General features: G+C 32.4%; 13 protein-coding genes. 9 read left to right on the plus strand and 4 right to left on the minus strand.

Annotated elements, in window-relative coordinates; translation table 11 throughout:
• Window positions 1-104 precede the first annotated feature (104 nt).
• Entirely contained in the window at window positions 105-2,579 is a 2,475-nt protein-coding gene (locus tag ACEN2I_RS04045) for a zinc-dependent metalloprotease (RefSeq protein WP_441764831.1), read from the plus strand.
• A 349-nt stretch (window positions 2,580-2,928) separates the two neighbouring features.
• On the opposite strand, the gene ACEN2I_RS04050 is transcribed toward ACEN2I_RS04045, so the two are convergent.
• Window positions 2,929-3,660 (minus strand): hypothetical protein, encoded by a 732-nt coding sequence (locus ACEN2I_RS04050; protein WP_441764832.1) that lies wholly within the window; start codon window positions 3,658-3,660, stop codon window positions 2,929-2,931.
• A 148-nt stretch (window positions 3,661-3,808) separates the two neighbouring features.
• On the minus strand, window positions 3,809-4,234 hold the full coding sequence (locus tag ACEN2I_RS04055; protein WP_441764833.1) for a hypothetical protein: 426 nt from the start codon (window positions 4,232-4,234) through the stop codon (window positions 3,809-3,811).
• A gap of 190 nt (window positions 4,235-4,424) precedes the next feature.
• Here ACEN2I_RS04055 and ACEN2I_RS04060 point away from each other — a divergent pair, with 190 nt between their 5' ends.
• The 3 genes from ACEN2I_RS04060 to ACEN2I_RS04070 all read left to right on the plus strand — a co-directional run bounded on the left by ACEN2I_RS04060 (window position 4,425) and on the right by ACEN2I_RS04070 (window position 8,006).
• Window positions 4,425-5,450 (plus strand): 2-hydroxyacid dehydrogenase, encoded by a 1,026-nt coding sequence (locus tag ACEN2I_RS04060; RefSeq protein ID WP_441764834.1) that lies wholly within the window; start codon window positions 4,425-4,427, stop codon window positions 5,448-5,450.
• 138 nt (window positions 5,451-5,588) lie between these two features.
• Window positions 5,589-7,376, plus strand: a complete 1,788-nt coding sequence (locus ACEN2I_RS04065; protein ID WP_441764835.1) for a DUF885 domain-containing protein — start codon at window positions 5,589-5,591, stop codon at window positions 7,374-7,376.
• Window positions 7,377-7,403: 27 nt separating this feature from the next.
• Window positions 7,404-8,006, plus strand: a complete 603-nt coding sequence (locus ACEN2I_RS04070; RefSeq protein ID WP_441764836.1) for a hypothetical protein — start codon at window positions 7,404-7,406, stop codon at window positions 8,004-8,006.
• Window positions 8,007-8,426: 420 nt separating this feature from the next.
• Here the strand turns inward: ACEN2I_RS04070 and lysS are convergent, their stop codons facing one another.
• On the minus strand, window positions 8,427-10,130 hold the full coding sequence (gene lysS, locus ACEN2I_RS04075; protein ID WP_441764837.1) for a lysine--tRNA ligase: 1,704 nt from the start codon (window positions 10,128-10,130) through the stop codon (window positions 8,427-8,429).
• 331 nt (window positions 10,131-10,461) lie between these two features.
• Here lysS and ACEN2I_RS04080 point away from each other — a divergent pair, with 331 nt between their 5' ends.
• The 3 genes from ACEN2I_RS04080 to lipB all read left to right on the plus strand — a co-directional run bounded on the left by ACEN2I_RS04080 (window position 10,462) and on the right by lipB (window position 12,724).
• Complete coding sequence (locus ACEN2I_RS04080; protein ID WP_441764838.1) at window positions 10,462-11,187, plus strand: hypothetical protein; 726 nt, start codon at window positions 10,462-10,464, stop codon at window positions 11,185-11,187.
• A 77-nt stretch (window positions 11,188-11,264) separates the two neighbouring features.
• Window positions 11,265-12,020, plus strand: coding sequence for a hypothetical protein (locus ACEN2I_RS04085; protein WP_441764839.1), 756 nt, complete (start codon window positions 11,265-11,267; stop codon window positions 12,018-12,020).
• 5 nt (window positions 12,021-12,025) lie between these two features.
• Complete coding sequence (gene lipB, locus ACEN2I_RS04090) at window positions 12,026-12,724, plus strand: lipoyl(octanoyl) transferase LipB (RefSeq protein WP_441764840.1); 699 nt, start codon at window positions 12,026-12,028, stop codon at window positions 12,722-12,724.
• A gap of 2 nt (window positions 12,725-12,726) precedes the next feature.
• Here the strand turns inward: lipB and ACEN2I_RS04095 are convergent, their stop codons facing one another.
• Window positions 12,727-13,386 carry a ribonuclease HII gene (locus ACEN2I_RS04095; RefSeq protein WP_441764841.1) on the minus strand — a complete coding sequence of 220 codons (660 nt, stop codon included), beginning with the start codon at window positions 13,384-13,386 and terminating at the stop codon, window positions 12,727-12,729.
• A 383-nt stretch (window positions 13,387-13,769) separates the two neighbouring features.
• Here ACEN2I_RS04095 and ACEN2I_RS04100 point away from each other — a divergent pair, with 383 nt between their 5' ends.
• Both ACEN2I_RS04100 and ACEN2I_RS04105 read left to right on the plus strand, forming a co-directional pair.
• Complete coding sequence (locus tag ACEN2I_RS04100) at window positions 13,770-16,874, plus strand: SusC/RagA family TonB-linked outer membrane protein (protein ID WP_441764842.1); 3,105 nt, start codon at window positions 13,770-13,772, stop codon at window positions 16,872-16,874.
• A gap of 10 nt (window positions 16,875-16,884) precedes the next feature.
• Entirely contained in the window at window positions 16,885-18,432 is a 1,548-nt protein-coding gene (locus ACEN2I_RS04105) for a RagB/SusD family nutrient uptake outer membrane protein (RefSeq protein WP_441764843.1), read from the plus strand.
• Window positions 18,433-18,551: the final 119 nt, after the last annotated feature.

Consider the following 18,551-nt stretch of genomic DNA (forward strand, 5'->3'; position numbering starts at 1 on the left):
TTAATTCATATTAGTTAATAAAAAGTTAATAGATTAATGTTTGATTGTATAATTGTAATCTAAAATTATTTTTGTTTATCAAATAATCACTAAACCTACATTAAATGAAGAAATTATTCATTTTATCTACAATAGCAGCTTTTGTGCTATATCCAAACCATCAATTTGCCCAATCTAAAAAGAAAAAGTCTAAAAAAGAAGAGACTGTTGTTGTTGCTTCAGAGAAAAAATCAGATACAACAATTAAAGAATACAGTAAAGTAATTACGAAAGATGCTATATCTGACGAAGGACTTTTTACAGTTCATAAAGTTGATAAAAAGTATTATTTTGAAATTCCAAATAAGTATTTGAACAAGGACATGCTTTTAGTAAGTCGACTTTCTAAATTACCATCAAATTTAGGAGGAGGATATGTAAATGCAGGTTCTGAAACCAATGAACAATTAATTGTTTGGCAGCGCTTTCAAGATAAAATTCTTATCAAATCAAAATCCTATAATGCTGTTGCCAATGATAGTTTGCCAATTAGTATTTCGGTAAAATCAAATAATTACGAGCCCACATTATTCGCTTTTGATATTGTTGCTTTTAGTAAAGATTCAGCTAACACCGTCATCGATGTAACCAAATTTTATAGTACTGATGTAAAGGCAATAAGCGGTATATCTGCAGAAATGCGTGAAACATATAAAGTAAAAGGACTTGATGATTCGAGAAGTTTTATCAATACAGTCAAAAGTTTTCCAATGAATATCGAAGTCATTCAGGATATGACTTATAATGCTTCAAAACCATCAGTGTTAGAAGATACAGAATCGATTAGTATTCAAATGAATCAATCGATGATTTTATTACCGGAAGTCCTTATGAATCCTCGATTAGCAGATCCTAGAGTAGGCTTTTTTACGGTAAGCCAATATGATTACGGAAGTAATGAATTAAAATCAGATCTTAAAACGTATATCCGCCGCTGGAGATTAGAACCGAAGGATCCTGAAGCATATAACAGAGGGGAATTGGTTGAACCTATAAAACCAATTGTTTATTATTTAGATCCTGCAACTCCTGAGAAATTAAAAAAATACATCAAACAAGGAATTGAAGAATGGCAAAAACCTTTTGAAACGGCAGGGTTTAAAAATGCTATTATAGCAAAAGATGCACCAACAAAAGAAGAAGATCCAGATTTTAGTCCGGAAGATATTCGTTATTCAGTAATTCGTTATGTGGCCAGCACAACTAGAAATGCAGTAGGGCCAAGTGTTTCAGATCCAAGAACGGGTGAAATTATCGAAAGTGATGTTATATGGTATCACAATCATTTGCGTTCATACAGAAACCGATATTTGTTAGAAACCGGAGCTGCAAATCCGTCAGCCAGAACTTTGCAAACCAGCGAAGAAGAAATGGGTGAAATGATGCGAATGGTAATTGCTCACGAAGTGGGTCATGCATTAGGTTTTCCTCATAATATGGGAGCAAGCTCTTCTTTTGATTGTGAAAGCTATAGAAATGGCGATTTTACGCAAAAAAACGGAATTGCAGCCAGTATAATGGATTATGCGCGTTACAATTATATTGCTCAGCCTGGAGATCAAAATATTCGTTTTATTCGTAAAATGGGAGCATACGATCATTATGCTTTAAACTGGGGATACAGAGTGATTCCAGATGCAAAGTCTCCACAAGAAGAAAGGCCTGTTTTGGATAAATGGATTTTAGAAAAAGCTGGAAATCCAATTTATAAATTTGGAAAGCAAAGCAGTGCTTTCGATCCTTCTTCTCAAACAGAAGACATTAGCAATAACTCCATGAAAGCAAGTACATACGGACTTAAAAATCTGGAATATGTAGCTAATCATTTAAGTGAATGGACCAGTAATGTAACCAATAATTATGACGACTTAGAAGAATTATACAAAGAATTGTTAGATGTCTGGAGCCGATATGTAGGTCATGTAGTAACGAATATTGGTGGTGTTTATGAAAATGTTAAGAATCCAAATCAGCCTGGAAATGTTTATGAAGTAGTACCAAAAGCAAAACAAATAGAAGCAATGAATTGGCTTCAGACTAATGCATTTGTTTCTCCAACATGGATTGTAAATATAAATACTTTAAAAAATACAGATTTTGCAGGATATACAGAAAAGTTTAGAAATATTCAGGTTAGACAATTGAATAGTTTGTTGAGTTTAGGCCGAATAGGAAGATTAATGGATAATGAAATTCTTGGTGCAGATACTTATCAAGCTTTAGATTTATTTAAAGATACCCGAAAAGGAATTTGGAAAGAAGCTAATACTGCGACTAATGTTACAATCTACCGCAGAAATCTGCAAAGAGCGTACCTTGACACAATGGGATATCTAATGACAGAAGAAATTAAGCTTAACGACAGGTCGACCGTTTATTATAATGTATCTCAATCTGATCTGAGAGCTTTAGTTCGTGGCGAATTAACTGTTCTAAAAAAGTCACTTACAACAGCGAAAGCATTGGGATTAAATACAGAAACAAAATATCATTATGAAGATTGTATCAAAAGAATTGATTTGATCTTAAATCCGAAATAAAAAATACCAAAAAGAGGCTTTAAAGCTACCGTTTGGACACAAATATATTTTTAATTTTTTTTGATAAAAAGTGCAGACTAGATATTTTTAAAATTTAAAAGACAAGCGACTGTTGAATAGATGTAATTCTATTCTCAATCGCTTGTTTGCTAATAGTATTTATTCTATAAAATAATTAGCAGAAAGATACTCTGAAGCCAAAGCGATTTATCGATTTTTTGCAAAATGACAATGTCAGCGAGGCTGATATTATAAAAGATAATGTCGTTTAATTGTGTAAGCTGTGTTGTGGTTATATGTCCAGAGGTAGCTTTAAAGCCTCTTTGACACTACCCTTTTTGAATATCAATTACATTTTACCTTTTCGATGCTCTTTCATTTTGTTTTTATGCTCTTTTTGAATCGCAGTCCATTTTTTATATTGATCTGCATTCAAAATAGATTTCATTTTAGTATCGGCTGCTTTGTGATCTTCTTCCATTTGTTTTTTTATGGCTTTTTTATCAGCTTCGTTTGGTGTTACACCAGAATCTCTTCTGCTTTTTTTTAACATTGTCATTTTTGTACTTCTGTCAGATAAAAGTTCACCAACTTGTTTTTGCTGGTCTGCATTTAAGTTTAAATCTGTTGTTAATTTTTGCAAATGTGCCTGATCACGTTCTTGTGGGGTTTTATGATTTCCTCTTCCCTTATGATCTTTGTGGTCTTTTTGAAGTACAGTCCATTTTGTGTATTGATCCGCATTCAAAATAGCTTTCATTTTAGCATCGTTAGCTTGTTTTTTAGCTTTCATTTGTTTTTTAAAAGCTTCTTTTTCTTCAGCAGTAGGCTTTGTTTTATTATCTTTTCTAATAGTTTTAAATTTTTCTGTTTTTGATGTTCTTTCTGTTAAAAGTTGTTTTACCTGTTCTTGTTGTTTTTTATCTAAACTTAAATCAGCAGTTAGCTTTTGTAAATGTTTTTCAACACGTTGTTCAGGAGTCAGTTTTTCTCTCTGATCGTGTGAAGGCTTCTGATTGATCTCTTGTGCGAAACTTACTATTCCAACGAATAATAAAGTAGCCATAAATAATTTTTTCATAATTCGTTTTTTTAATGATTATGGTATTTAGATTAAAAAAACTTGATAAGGTTTAATTTAAATTCAATAATTATTATTTATTTAACATACTTATTATTAAATGTGTAAAATAAAAAAGAAGCTCGATGGCCTCTTTTTATAAACTGTATTAATTGTTTTCTTCTCTGTATTCTTTAACTCTTTCTCTCATTCTTTCTTTGTTTTCGTCCTGCATTGTTTTCCATTTTTTATATTGGTCTGCATTTAGGATTTCTTTCATTTTAGCATCATTAGCATCTTTTCCAGCCATTAATTCTTTTCTTAGAGCTTGCTTTTCAGCCATAGTTGGTTTAACATCGCTGTCTTTTTTTGCCTGGCGTGCTTCTTTAAATTTTTCGGCTTTTGCACTTCTTTCAGCTAATAATTGTTTTACTTGTGTCTGTTGATTAGTATCTAAACTTAAATCGACAGTAAGTTTTTGTAACTGCTTTTCATTACGCTGTTCAGGAGTTAATCTTTGTCTTTTTTGACTACCATCTTGTGCGAAGCCAGCAGCTCCAATAAAGAACAGAGCTACGATAAATAATTTTTTCATGATTTGTTTTTTAAAGGTTATTGCATTTAGACATTATTAAATTGAATAGGTTTAATCTGATAGGCAGAATTATTAATTATTTAATAAACTGGTGTTTTTTTTTAAAAAGACTATTGTCATTGTGATGAAATCACAGAATAATTTGCTTAATTTTAGGGTGTTAGGATTAGAGGTATTTAAAAAAAATATTATGAGTTCAGAAACAATAGCAGCTGAAAAAAAGATCGCTTTCTTTTCAACACAGCCTTACGATAAAACATTTTTTAATAAATATAATACCGATTTTGGTTTTGAATTGGATTTCTTTGAAACGCAGTTAAATCCTCAAACTGTAATTTTAATCGAAAACGCTGCAATTGTCTGTGTCTTTGTAAACGATATTGTAAACGAAGCTGTTATCAAAAAATTGGTTGAAAAAAAGGTCAGGATCATTGCGCTTCGCTGTGCCGGTTTTAATAATGTCGATTTAGAAGCAGCCAGAAAATACAATTTAAAAGTTTGTCGTGTCCCGGCGTATTCACCTCAGGCTGTTGCAGAACACGCCATGGCAATGATCTTAACTTTAAACAGAAAAACACACAAAGCTTACAACAGAGTCCGTGAGCAAAATTTCTCCTTAAACGGATTATTAGGTTTTGATTTATTCGGAAAAACAATTGGGATTATCGGAACAGGAAATATCGGAAAAGCTTTTGCAAAAATTGCATTAGGTTTTGGATGTAAAGTTTTGGCTTATGATATTGTGACAAATCCTGAAATGGAGAAGGATGGAGTTGAATTTGTGCCTTTAGAAACTATTTTTAAGTTAAGTGATATTATTTCACTTCACTGTCCGTTAAATGATCAAACCAAACATATCATTAACAAAAAATCAATTGATCTGATGAAAAAGCATGTCATGATTATCAATACAAGCAGAGGAGGATTAATAGAAACTGCCTGTGTGATTCAGGGATTAAAAGAAGAAAAAATTGGTTATCTCGGAATCGATGTTTACGAGCAGGAAGAAAAATTGTTTTTCAGGGATTTATCTGCAGATATTATTCAGGATGATGCAATTCAGCGTTTAATGAGCTTTCCAAATGTTTTGGTAACGGCGCATCAGGCCTTTTTTACCAATGAAGCCTTAACACAGATTGCTTTGGTAACTTTTAATAATATAAAATCATTATTAGTACAAAATGATATCGAAAACAAAGCCGCTTTGTTGGTTTAAAAGAATATAATGGGTAAAATAGATTTTGGTAAATGGGTTTTAGGTTTAAATAAAAAGAGTATTTTTAATAATCAATTGAATGATACGATTAAAAAAAATATTTTATCCGCAGAAACAAAACCCTAAATTAAATCAAATATGAGAAAATTAATCCTGACATTCACTCTTTTTTTAGTTTTGGTATCTTGTAAAAAAGAGCCGAATAAAACACATAAAAGTAAAAATCTGACAAGTGTGAATTTCAATAAAATGCTTGAGACATATTCTGAAGAAGAGTTAAAGTTAAAACCAATTGAAACAACTTTTAGAGGAGATGAAAGATATAATAATTCTTTTCCAAATTTTTTATCAGAGGAATATGAAAGTCAAAGTAAGACTCATTATACCAACTTTCTAAAGCAATTAAATGAATTTGACGATTCAGATTTAAGTGCTAGCGAAAAAATGAGTAAAGAGGTTTTAAAATGGGAATGCGAAATCAATTTAAAAGGTTTTGACTTTCGACAAGATTATTTACCATTGGATCAAATGTGGACTGTTAATCTAATAATGGGACAATTGGCAAGCGGAACATCTGCACAGCCTTTTAAATCCGTTAAAGATTACCAAAATTGGTTGCAACGCATTGACGAATATTTACTCTGGCTTTCAACTGCGAAAGAAAAAATGAATAAGGGAATGGCATTAGGATATGTTTTGCCTAAAGCATTAATTGTAAAGATGATTCCACAATTCGAAGCCATCGCAAAAGAAAATATAGCTTCTAATTTGTTTTATAGTCCAATAAAAGTGATGCCTAAGTCTTTTTCAGAAAAAGACAAAAAAGAATTAACAGCAGCATATACAAGTCAGATTCAGAATAAAATAATTCCTGCTTATAACAATATGTATTTATTCTTAAAGAATGATTATCTTAAAAAAGGAAGAACATCAAGCGGAATTAGTGCAATTCCTCATGGAAAAGAGTTTTATGATTATCAGATTAAAAAATATACTACAACCACGATGACTGCTGATGAAATTCATCAACTTGGATTAAATGAAGTGAAGCGAATTTTGTCAGAAATGGAAAAAATAAAAGCGGAAGTTGGTTTTAAAGGTGACTTAAAATCATTTTTTAATTATGTAAGAACAAAAAAAGAATTAATGCCTTTTACGAAACCACAGCAGGTAATTGATAATTTTTATGCGATTCAAAAAAGAATGAAACCACAATTAGAAAAATTATTTGATGTTGTACCAAAATCAAAATTTGAAGTAAAACGGACTGAAGCTTTTAGAGAAAATTCATCTAGTGCAGAATATAATTTAGGATCTATTGACGGAACGCGTCCAGGAATATTTTATGTGCCAATTCCAAATGTAAAAGCGTATAATACTTTTAGTGATGAAGCATTGTTTTTGCACGAAGCCATTCCTGGTCATCATTATCAATGTTCATTGCAACAAGAAAATCCTGATCTTCCTGAATTTAGAAAAACATTGTTTTATAGCGCTTATGGCGAAGGCTGGGGCTTATACTCAGAATCACTTGGTAAAGAGTTGGGTTTATATACAGATCCTTATCAGTATTTCGGAATGTTAAGCATGGAGATGCATCGTGCCATACGATTGGTTGTTGATACAGGATTGCACTCAAAAGGCTGGACAAGAGAACAAGCCATTCAATATTCGTTAGAAAATGAAGCCGAGAGTGAAGAAGGTATCACGTCTGAAGTGGAACGTTATATGGCTAATCCGGGACAAGCGCTTGCTTATAAAGTTGGACAATTAAAAATTATGGAACTTCGAGCAAAAGCAACAAAAGAATTAGGTAGTAAATTTGATATAAAGCAATTTCATAACCAAGTTTTGTCTACAGGATGTGTTCCTTTGTTTTTGTTAGAAGAGAAAATAAATAATTGGATTGAAATTTCTAAAAGTTAGTTTGAAGTTGAATTAAAAATCAAAATTATGAAGCGTAAAATTTTAATTACAGCAATAATTCTGGCATTATTTTCCTGTCAAAATAAAGAAAAACCAGAGTCAAGAAACATCATTAAAACAATTACCGAAGATACATTATCAAAAACTGTTGCAGGAACTGCAAATTTGAGCGAAGTTCCTGCTAAAGATGATAAAACAGTCGAATTGATTAGAAAACAACTTCTGGTTTTGCTTAAAAAGGATTTACCAGCCATGACAAAAGAAGATCGTTTTTTTTATTACGATGCTTTCGATTTAAATAATGATGGTAAAGACGAATATTTTGTTGGTTTTTCTAATTCCTATTTTTGCGGAAGCGGAGGATGCTCGGGTTATATTCTAAACAATGAAGGAATTGTAATCAACAAGTTTACTGTAACCGATTTTCCGATTTTGGTCACCACTTCATCCACTGAAAAATTTTATGATCTTCTATTTGAGACTGGAGGAAAATTTCATTTATTAAAATTCAAAAACGGAAAGTATCCTTCCAATCCATCTGTTCAAGAAAACTGGAAAGGAGATATTCCTGCAGCATCTCCGGTGGTTTTAGATATTTATGCTAAGAAATTGGAGAAGTATTCGTTTTAGAATTAAAATAAAAAACCCGACAAGTTTTTAAAATTTGTCGGGTTTGAAATTACACTTGAGAAAGCCATTCTAAATCTTCTTTATCTAAATCTTCCTGTGAAATAACGCTTCCGTACTTTAGATCTTCTTCACTTTCCTTAAGCATATCCAATTCATATTGTTCAAATTGATATAATTCGAAAGAATCGGCAGTTTTTAATAAAATCTTTATTTTTTCAAGCAGATAAACATCTTCGATATTTTTAACTTGTCAAATATTTCTAATTTTAACTCTAAAGTGCTCATAATAATATATTTTGGATGATAAAGTTATGTGAATTTAAACAAAAACCCGACAAGTTGTAAAAACCTGTCGGGTTTGAATATTATAAAATCTATTTTTGAATTTAGAATTTTCTAAAATTGGAATTTCAAAAAAAACTATCCCACCAATTCCACAAATTTAAACTCACCTTCAACAGCCACTTTAGTCAAACCATGTTTAGATAAATTTTTCATAGACGAATCCCATTTTTTACCACTTAAATTAGCAGTAATTTTTAATTGCTGAAGATCCATTTTATTTTCATTTCCTTTCAATAAATCTACAATAAATTTCTCTTCATCAGAAAGTTCTATTGACGCTTGTTTTTTCTCCGGACGCATTTGCGGGAACAATAATACTTCCTGAATAGATGCATTGTTTGTTAAATACATAATCAAACGATCCATACCAATTCCCATTCCTGATGTTGGCGGCATTCCGTATTCTAACGCTCTTAAGAAATCTTCGTCGATTACACCGTTTGCTTCATCGTCACCTTTTTCAGCCAGACGCATCTGGTCTTCAAAACGCTCACGCTGATCAATTGGGTCATTTAATTCAGAATACGCATTTGCAATTTCTTTACCGCAAACCATCAATTCAAAACGCTCCGTAAGTTCAGGATTATCCCTGTGCTCTTTACACAAAGGCGACATTTCTTTCGGATAATCAGTAATAAAAGTTGGCTGAATATAATTTCCTTCGCATTTAGCGCCAAAAATCTCATCAATCAATTTTCCTTTACCCATCGTTTTATCAACGTCAATTCCCATTCCTCTGGCAGCTTCAAACAATTCGTCTTCGCTTTTTCCGGAGATATCAAAACCAGTAAAATGTTTGATAGAATCGGTCATTGTAACACGAGCGTAAGGTGCTTTAAAGTTGATGGTGTGCTCACCAAAAGTCACTTCGCTGGTTCCGTTTACGGCAATCGCACAATGCTCAAGCAATCCTTCAGCAAATTCCATCATCCAGTTGTAGTCTTTGTACGCTACATATATTTCCATTGCGGTAAATTCAGGATTATGCGTTCTGTCCATTCCTTCATTTCTAAAGTTTTTAGAGAACTCATAAACACCTTCAAAACCACCAACAATTAATCTTTTCAAATACAATTCGTTTGCAATACGCATGTAAAGCGGAATATCAAGCGAATTGTGATGCGTAATAAAAGGTCTCGCCGCAGCACCACCCGGAATTGGCTGTAAAACCGGAGTTTCAACTTCCAAATACCCGGCATCGTTAAAATAGCCACGCATGGCGGTAAACAACTTTGTACGTTTGATAAAAGTATCTTTAACCTGTTGGTTCACCGTTAAATCCACGTAACGCATTCTGTAACGCAATTCAGGATCGTTAAACGCATCATGAACGTTTCCATCTTCATCCGTTTTTGGCAAAGGAAGCGGACGTAAAGTTTTACTCAAAAAAGTAAATCCGTCCACACGAATACATTGTGCACCTACTTTCGTCGTAAACAATTCCCCTTCAATACCAATAAAATCTCCTAAATCGGTTAATTTTTTAAAAACAGTGTTGTATAAAGTTTTATCATCACCAGTACACAAAACATCTCGATTTACGTACAATTGCAAACGGCCTTCGCTATCCTGCAATTCAGCAAAACAAGCTTTTCCCTGATCACGAACACTCATCAAACGTCCCGCAACGATCACCTTCTTACCTTCTTCAAATGATTCCTTCACTTGCTTTGAAGTATGATTTACAGGAAAAAGATTAGCCGGATAAGGATTGATTCCTAAGTTGCGTAAGTTTTGAAGTTTTTCTCTTCTGATGATTTCTTGTTCTGATAATGCCATTTTGTGCTCTTTTTTAAGTGTGCAAAGATAAAGAAAAGAATGTAGATTTTAGAATGAAGGTTTTAGATTTTTTGAAGCAGAAAATCATCGTATTTCAATCACTTTCAGTCCCGCTATACATTTCAATTTTTTATGCCGAACACCGGCACAAAAAGATTTCCATTTTTATCGGGGCTATGTTAGAAATTTAGTTTCAAAAGTCTTTTTAATTCGAATGTTTGCATGATCTTGTTATTCTAAATATTTGTAAAAAAGGATTGATTTTTCTGTAAGAAATTAAATAAAAACTTCAGTATATTAGCAACTTAGAACCTCATGACTTTAAAAAAAAATGAACTATATAAAAACCTTTTTACTCTTAATTTTATTGTCCAGCTGTCAAATTACCGAAACAATAAATATCAGTCCTGACGGAAGCGGAACTATTGAAGTTGTGCAGCTTCGGGATGAAAATGGCTATATGCAATTAGCTGGTGATCAATATGCAAAAGAAGAAGTATTTCAGGACACTGCTTATGTTTTTAAAGAATATATTCAAAAATATAATGAAACATTTTTAAAATATACACCTGCAGAACAGCAGTTATTTCAAAGTTATTCTAATGTAAAAGTACATCTGAAAAAGAGTTCTTTCGAAAAGGAATTCCGAAATGTTCTTTCGTTTACTTTCGGCAAAATATCAGAAATTCCAGATTTATACAAAACTGTAAATTATGCAGATGATATAAAGTATAATTACGCTTTAACGGCAGAGAATCATTACTATAAAATTGATTATCAGTTTGATGGAGAGGTTTTTAAACGTTTAGTTTCGATTACAAATCCGGTTATACTTCAAAAAACAAAAGAAGAATTTAAAAACGCTGACTCAAAATATACTTCTTTAAAATTGACACAATCGTATATACTGCGTTATCATTTTCCGGAAAAAATAAAATTAGTTTCAAACGAAAAAGCAATTCTCAGTTTAGATAAAAAATCTTTAACCTTGGAATTCCAGCTTTCAGAATGCTTGCAAAATCCAGAAATGACGAATCTTGAAGTTGTTTTTGAATGAAAAACAATTCAACGATTAAACAAATAAGCTATTAAACATTTCAAAATAGACTTCGTATCTTTGATAAAAAATTAAACATGATAAAATTATATAAAATACTTAGTTTTTCTTTTTTATTAGCAACACTTACAAGCTGCACATTTACAGAAAACATGTATGTTAATGATAACGGAGCCGGAAAATTTTCTGTAGACGTAGACGGTTCAGCTTTGATGCAAATGGCAGGAGATCAAATGGGAAGCCAAATGGGAGCAGATGCTAAAAAATCTATCGATTCTACTTTTACGTTCAAACAATTAATTTCTGAAAAGCAGGACAGTATTTCAAAATTATCCATGGAAGCTCAAAAAGAAATTAAAAAACTGGAGAATTTTGTTTTCAATATAAAAATGAACGCAGAGCAAAAACAGTTTTTAATGAATATTGCCACTGATTTTAAAAACGTAAATGAATTACAGGATGTATTGCAATCGATGGGTACTCTTCAAAAACTGGGAGGTGGAGCAAGTCCTTCCAATCCTTTTGCAAGTTTAGGAGATAATAAAAGTAAACTAAATTATACATACGACGGAAAGAAATTTACCCGTAAAGCAATAATTGACAAACAAAAACTGACTGAAAAAGCGGCTGATTCAACAGCAGCTATGTCTAAAATGATTTTCGCTTCATCAAATTACATTATAAAATATCATTTTCCTAAACGAATTAAAAAGGTGTCAAACCCCAATGCTTTGTTTAGCGACGATCGAAAAACAATTACAATTCAATACCCTTTTACGGATTATATGGAGAATCCTGACAAACTTAACTTTGATGTTGAGTTTGAAAAATAATTAAAATGAACAAAAAAATTCAACTTCAGGATTTAGGCAGTAAAGATTATAAAGCAACCTGGGAATATCAGGAAGAACTTTTTAAGGATATTGTCGACTTAAAAATCAAAAACAGAAGAGAAGAACTGGATCTGGAGACACCAAATTACTTGCTCTTTGTAGAACATCCGCATGTTTATACTTTAGGGAAAAGCGGAGATTTTGAAAACCTGTTATTAAACGAAAAGCAGCTCGAAGCTAAAGGAGCTACTTTTTATAAAATTAATCGTGGCGGTGATATTACCTACCACGGACCTGGACAAATTGTAGGTTATCCAATTCTGGATTTAGAAAATTTCTTTACAGATATTCATAAATACCTGCGTTTTCTCGAAGAAGCTATTATTCTTACCTTAAAGGAATACGGATTAGAATGTGGAAGGAGTGATGGAGAAACAGGAGTTTGGTTAGGAGTAGGGACGCCGTTTGCAAGGAAAATTTGCGCCATGGGTGTACGGGCATCACGCTGGGTAACCATGCACGGATTTGCTTTAAACGTGAATGTCGACTTAGGTTATTTTGATAATATTATTCCGTGCGGAATACGTGGCAAAGCAGTAACGTCATTACAGGTAGAACTGGGTGTAGAGAAAGTAGATGAATCCGAAGTGAAATCCAAAATTACAAAACATTTAGCCAATTTATTTGAAGCTGGGTTTGTTTAAATCTACAAATCTAAACAAAGCTGTTCCGGTAAGAGCCTGAAACTCATTCGGTGGTATTTAGTTGGTCCATATTTTCTTATAGCTTCCCGATGTTCTTTGGTTGGATATCCTTTGTTTTGTTTCCAGTTATACATCGGGAATTCTGTATGTATTTCGTTCATGAATTCATCCCGATAGGTTTTTGCCAAAACTGAAGCTGCAGCTATACTTAAAAATTTGCTGTCGCCTTTTATAATACTTTGGTTCGGAATTGATTTTAGCAGTTCAATTTCAGCTAAAGAAAATTGTTTTCCAAAAGCATTTTTCAAACCCAGTTTTGCATTTAAAGAACGATTTCCGTCAACAATAATAAATTCAGGAGTCTGTTTTAATTTCAAAATACATTCCTGCATGCCTTTCATGGAAGCATTCAGTATATTTATTTCGTCAATTTCATCGGGATATAAATGCGTTACGGCAAAGCAAACAGCATTTTCTTCAATAATAGGTTTCAAAAATCCTCTGATTTTCTCTGATAACTGTTTACTGTCATTTAAAAAAGAGTGCTCAAATTCAGCGGGTAAAATTACCGCTGCCGCAGTAACTGGACCTGCTAAGCATCCTCGACCGGCTTCATCTGTTCCGGTTTCGAAAATATGTCCTGAAAAATTTTTCTGAAGCATTTTCTGTTTTTTTTATTTTGATTGCAAATATTGTCATTTTTTTAGGCAATTTATTTTATTTTTTTAATAAAAAGTTTGGATTTATCAAAAATAAAAAAAAGTAAGTTTATTTAAAGATATTCTTAAGATTTGCATACTTTTTTTATCAGGCTAGTTTTTTTGTTTAAAAAAAAGTTAAAATTAAGTTAAGTGTTAAAATTACATAAATTTAAATTTTTGTCTAATTTTAACTAATTTTCCGTAAAAATTAGATGATTTTTCTTGTTTTATGATTTTTGTTGAAAAATAATCAATTATTTATGATAAAACCAAGTTAAAATGTTTTGGTTTTTTAAGAAATAATTAAGATGTTTGCGCCATACTAATTCAAAATAAATTAAAAAATGAAATTAAAATTACAATTGATTTTTACGCTTTTAGTAGCGTTGTCTATGCAGTTTTCTTTTGCTCAGGAGAGAACTGTTTCTGGAAAGGTCTCTGATAAAACAGGAGCTATTCCAGGAGTTAATGTCCTTGTGAAAGGAACAAAAGTTAATACAGCAACTGATTTTGACGGAAGTTATTCTGTAAAAGCCAAAACAGGAGATGTATTAATATTTTCGTATTTAGGTATGAATAACAAACAAGTTACTGTTGGAAGTTCAAATACAGTAAATATTGAATTAGAGTCAGAGGCTCAATTAATGGAAGAAGTTGTTGTTGTTGGTTATGGTGTTCAGAAAAGAAAAGAAGTAACAGGTTCTATTTCTAAAATTTCTGGAAATGACATCGAAAATCTTGTAACTCCAAGTTTCGAGGGAGTATTAGCAGGTAGAGCTACTGGTGTACAAGTTGTAACCAATAGTGGTATTATTGGTGTTGCTCCTAAAATCAGAATTAGAGGTATTGCTTCTGTGTCAAGTGGAACTGATCCTTTAATCGTTGTAGATGGTATGCCAATTCTTTCTGGAGATATTGGTGGAGTAGCAAGTACAAACGGATTGGCAGATATTAATCCTGATGATATTGAATCATTTGATATCTTAAAAGATGGTGCTGCTACTGCAATTTATGGTTCTCGTGCTGCAAATGGGGTAATCTTGATTACGACAAAAAGTGGTGCAAAAGGTACTTTAAAAGTGAATTACTCTACAAATTTTGCTGTAGCTAGTGCTGCAAAAAAATATGATCTATTACAAACTTCTGATTTCTTAGTTATTGCAAATGAGAAAAGAACTAACAGAGGTCAAGCTCCTTGGGCTGTCGGAAGTACTTATAATACTGACTGGCAAGGTGCAGTTTTAAGAAATGCTCCTCAAATTAATCATAATCTTTCTTTTAGTGGAGGTTCTGATAAAACTAAATATTATTTATCTCTTGGATATACAGATCAGGATGGTATCAACTTAGCAAATGATATGAAAAGATTTTCTGTTAGAGCTAATATTGATCAGGATATCAACAAATGGTTGAGTATAGGTACAAATTTAAGTATTACAAGAACTGAATACAATGGTTTGAATACGGGAGGAAGTTCTCTTTCAGGTAATATTTTTAATACGATCAGACAATTGCCTAACGTGCCAATTTATGATGCTACTAACCCAACAGGTTATAACTTATCTTTGCCATTATCATCAAATACGGTTGGAAGAGGAGAAAATACAGATCCTGTAGGAGATAACATTACAAACATTGTTTATGTTTTAGATCACAATAAATACTATTCTAAAGTAAACAGAACATTGATCAATGTTTTTGCTAATGCAAAAATTACATCAGATTTAACTTATAGATTACAAGTAAGTGGTGATAACTCAATCACAGGTGGATTTCAATACTGGAACCCAGTTCATGGTGACGGTCGCTCCAGAAACGGACTTTTATACAACGATAATACAGAGTATCTAAGATGGAACTGGCAAAATATTCTTAACTACAAAAAGACTTTTGCTGAAAATCATAATTTAGGTATTACAGCTGTAGCTGAATATCAAAAACAAAAATACCAAAACTTTTGGGGACAAGGAAGTGATATTATTAGTGATTTCTACAACAATAACCTGGTGACAAATTCCTATGTAACTAAAGATTCTGGTGGATCTATTACTGAAAACGGAATCATGTCTTACTTAGGTCGTTTTACGTATAATTATAAAGAGAAATACTTTCTTCAGGGGTCTATTAGAAGAGACGGTATCTCAAAATTAGATTCAGGACAAAGATGGACTAACTTTCCTGGAATTTCTGGAGGCTGGACAGTTTCTAAAGAAGATTTCATGCAGTCTATTACTAACACACTTTCTGATTTTAAACTAAGGGCATCTTACTCAAAAGTTGGAAATACTGAAATTGGTAACTATCCATACATGGATTTAACAGCTCCATCACCTTATGGACCTAATAATGGTATTGGATATTTTCAATTTGGAAATCCATTACTTCAATGGGAATCAAGTGAGAAAATTGATTTTGGTGCTGATTTAGGCTTATTCAATAACAGATTAACAATTGGTTTTGATTATTACAGAAACAACATTGACAAATTGATCTTAGCTGTACCGGTAGCTCCTTCATTAGGTATTCCGTTTAATACAACAAACAAAAACATTGGTAAATTGTACAATCAAGGTTATGAATTAGCTTTAGCTTTCAAAGCTATTAACAACCAAAAATTCAAATGGGATGTATCTACTAATTTAACATTATCTAAAAATGTTGTTACAGATTTAGTTGCTGGTCAAGATATTATTGGAGGGACTTCTACAGATACCAATATTGCACCTAACTTGATCCTTAGAGAAGGTGAGTCTATGAACTCATTGTACGGATTCAAATATTGGGGAGTTAACAAAACAAATGGTAACCCGGTTTACTACAAAGCTGACGGAAGTTTAGTTCAAGGAAATATAACTACATCTACTTATTTTGTTTATGATCCTAGCGATCCGGCTGCTCTAACTAAACCAGCTTCATTAAGTGCTGCTACAGATAAAGTAATTCTAGGAAATACATTACCTACTTATTATGGATCTTTTACTTCAAACATGAAATATAAAAATCTTGATTTTGGTTTTATGTTTAGATTCAGTGGAGGAAATAAAATTTTCAACTCGACAAGAAGAGAGTTAATGAACCAAAACTTTAATAACAACGGAACAGAAATTTTAGGAAGATGGCAAAGTGCTGAAAATCCTGGAGACGGATGGACTCCAAGATTATGGGCTAGTTCTAATACATTTACAAATCTTTCTGGAAATGCAAGTTCGCGTTTTGTTGAAGATGGTGATTTTATCTCACTTGATAATATTAGCTTAGGGTATTCTTTACCAAAATTAGTATTGGATAAAATAAATATGGATAACTTTAGAATCTATGTTCAAGCACAAAATATTTGGTTGATCTCTGATTACAAAGGTCTTAACCCTGAGATGGAAACATCTGGAGTAGATATTAACGGTACTCCTCGTTCTAAAGTTATATCAGTGGGTATTAATGTAAGTTTATAAAATGAAAAATATGAAAAATATAATAAAATCAATTGTACTTTCGGTAGTTGTCTTAGGGATGACTTCATGTACAGAAGACAAAATATTAGACCTTGTACCTGTAAATAATGTTCCTAATGATATCGCTTTTTCAACGCCTGCTTATATAGAAACTTATATGAATGGTGTATACAATGCAGCTGCTATTGGTACGTATAACAGTGGAACTACAAATGGTGGTAGAGGATATGTTTGGGGAGCTGCTTTTGTTGAGCAGGGAGAATGTATGGGAGAAGATGTTGTAAATAATGCTACTTTTTACCAGCTTACTTATACTCAAACTTATGATCCTACATCTGCAAATAACGTCTATTACTGGGTTGATGGTTATAGATTAATCAACAGATGTAATATTATGATCGAAGGAACAACGGATGCTGTTGCAAAAGGTGTCATTACTAAAGCGGTTGGTGATGACTATATTGGACAAGCTAAATTTTTAAGAGCAATTACTCATTTTGAATTGTTAAACTTTTTTGCAAGACCATATCAGGATACTCCTGGAGCAACTCATTTAGGAATTCCTTACAGAGAAATTGGTATCAATACACAAGCAGAAATTGATGCAGAAACTATAAAACCTAGAAATACGGTTGCAGAATGTTATACTAAAGTTCTTGCGGATTTGACAGATGCTGAAGCCTTAATTACTACTAAAACAATTGCAAAAGCATCTAAAAATGCTGCTATCGCTTTTAAAACAAGAGTTTATCTTCAAAAAAGAGAATGGGAAAATGTAATTGCTGAAGGTATTAAATTGAATGGTCAATTTACTTTAACTGCCAAGCCAGGGGATGTTTTTGTTCCTGCGAGTAACTTATCTAATACAGAGTCTATTTTTTCTATTCAACATTCCTCCACTGCTAACCCTGGTGTAAATGCTGGTTTAGCTAGTATTTTAAAAAACAGAGCTTTAGTTAATATTAGTCCAATTATCTGGAGAAATCCAAACTGGCTGGCTACAGATAAACGTAGAGAAGAAGGAGTTATGATTGTAACAGTAGCTGGTAGAAAGTATACTAACAAATACTCTGATGTTACAAACTTAACAGATGCTGCTCCGGTTATCAGATATGCAGAAGTATTGTTGAACATGGCTGAAGCTCAGGCTCGTTTAAACACACCTGCAAGTTTAACTACATCTTTAACATTATTAAATCAAGTTAGAAACAGAGCTTTAGATAATCCTACAACTCAGGCTTATACAGCTGCTACATTAAATACCCCTCAAACATTAGTTCCTGCAATTCTTATCGAAAGAAGAATTGAGTTTTTAATGGAAGGAAGAAGATGGGCTGATATTAAAAGATTACAAGGAGATGATATCGCTCCTATTGACGGAATTCCTGCAAAACTTGCTAACGCAGCTCCAGCTGCAGCATTATATACATTGGGTACTCCTTATACAGGTCCTTATGGTGTTCCTGCCCTTCCTTATAGCGATTATAAGTTTGTTTGGCCAATACCACAAATTGAAAGAACTGCAAATCCAGGGTTGGAACAAAATCCAATTTGGTAGTATAAAATAAATATTTTGATTTTTTTTTTGAAAACCCTCAATCACTTATCTGGTTGGGGGTTTTTGCTTGAATTATGATGATTGAAAAAAACGCTCAATAACAATGATTTGTTTTTTTA

Source organism: Flavobacterium sp. W22_SRS_FK3 (genome assembly GCF_052113665.1).
Classification (GTDB): Bacteria; Bacteroidota; Bacteroidia; order Flavobacteriales; family Flavobacteriaceae; genus Flavobacterium.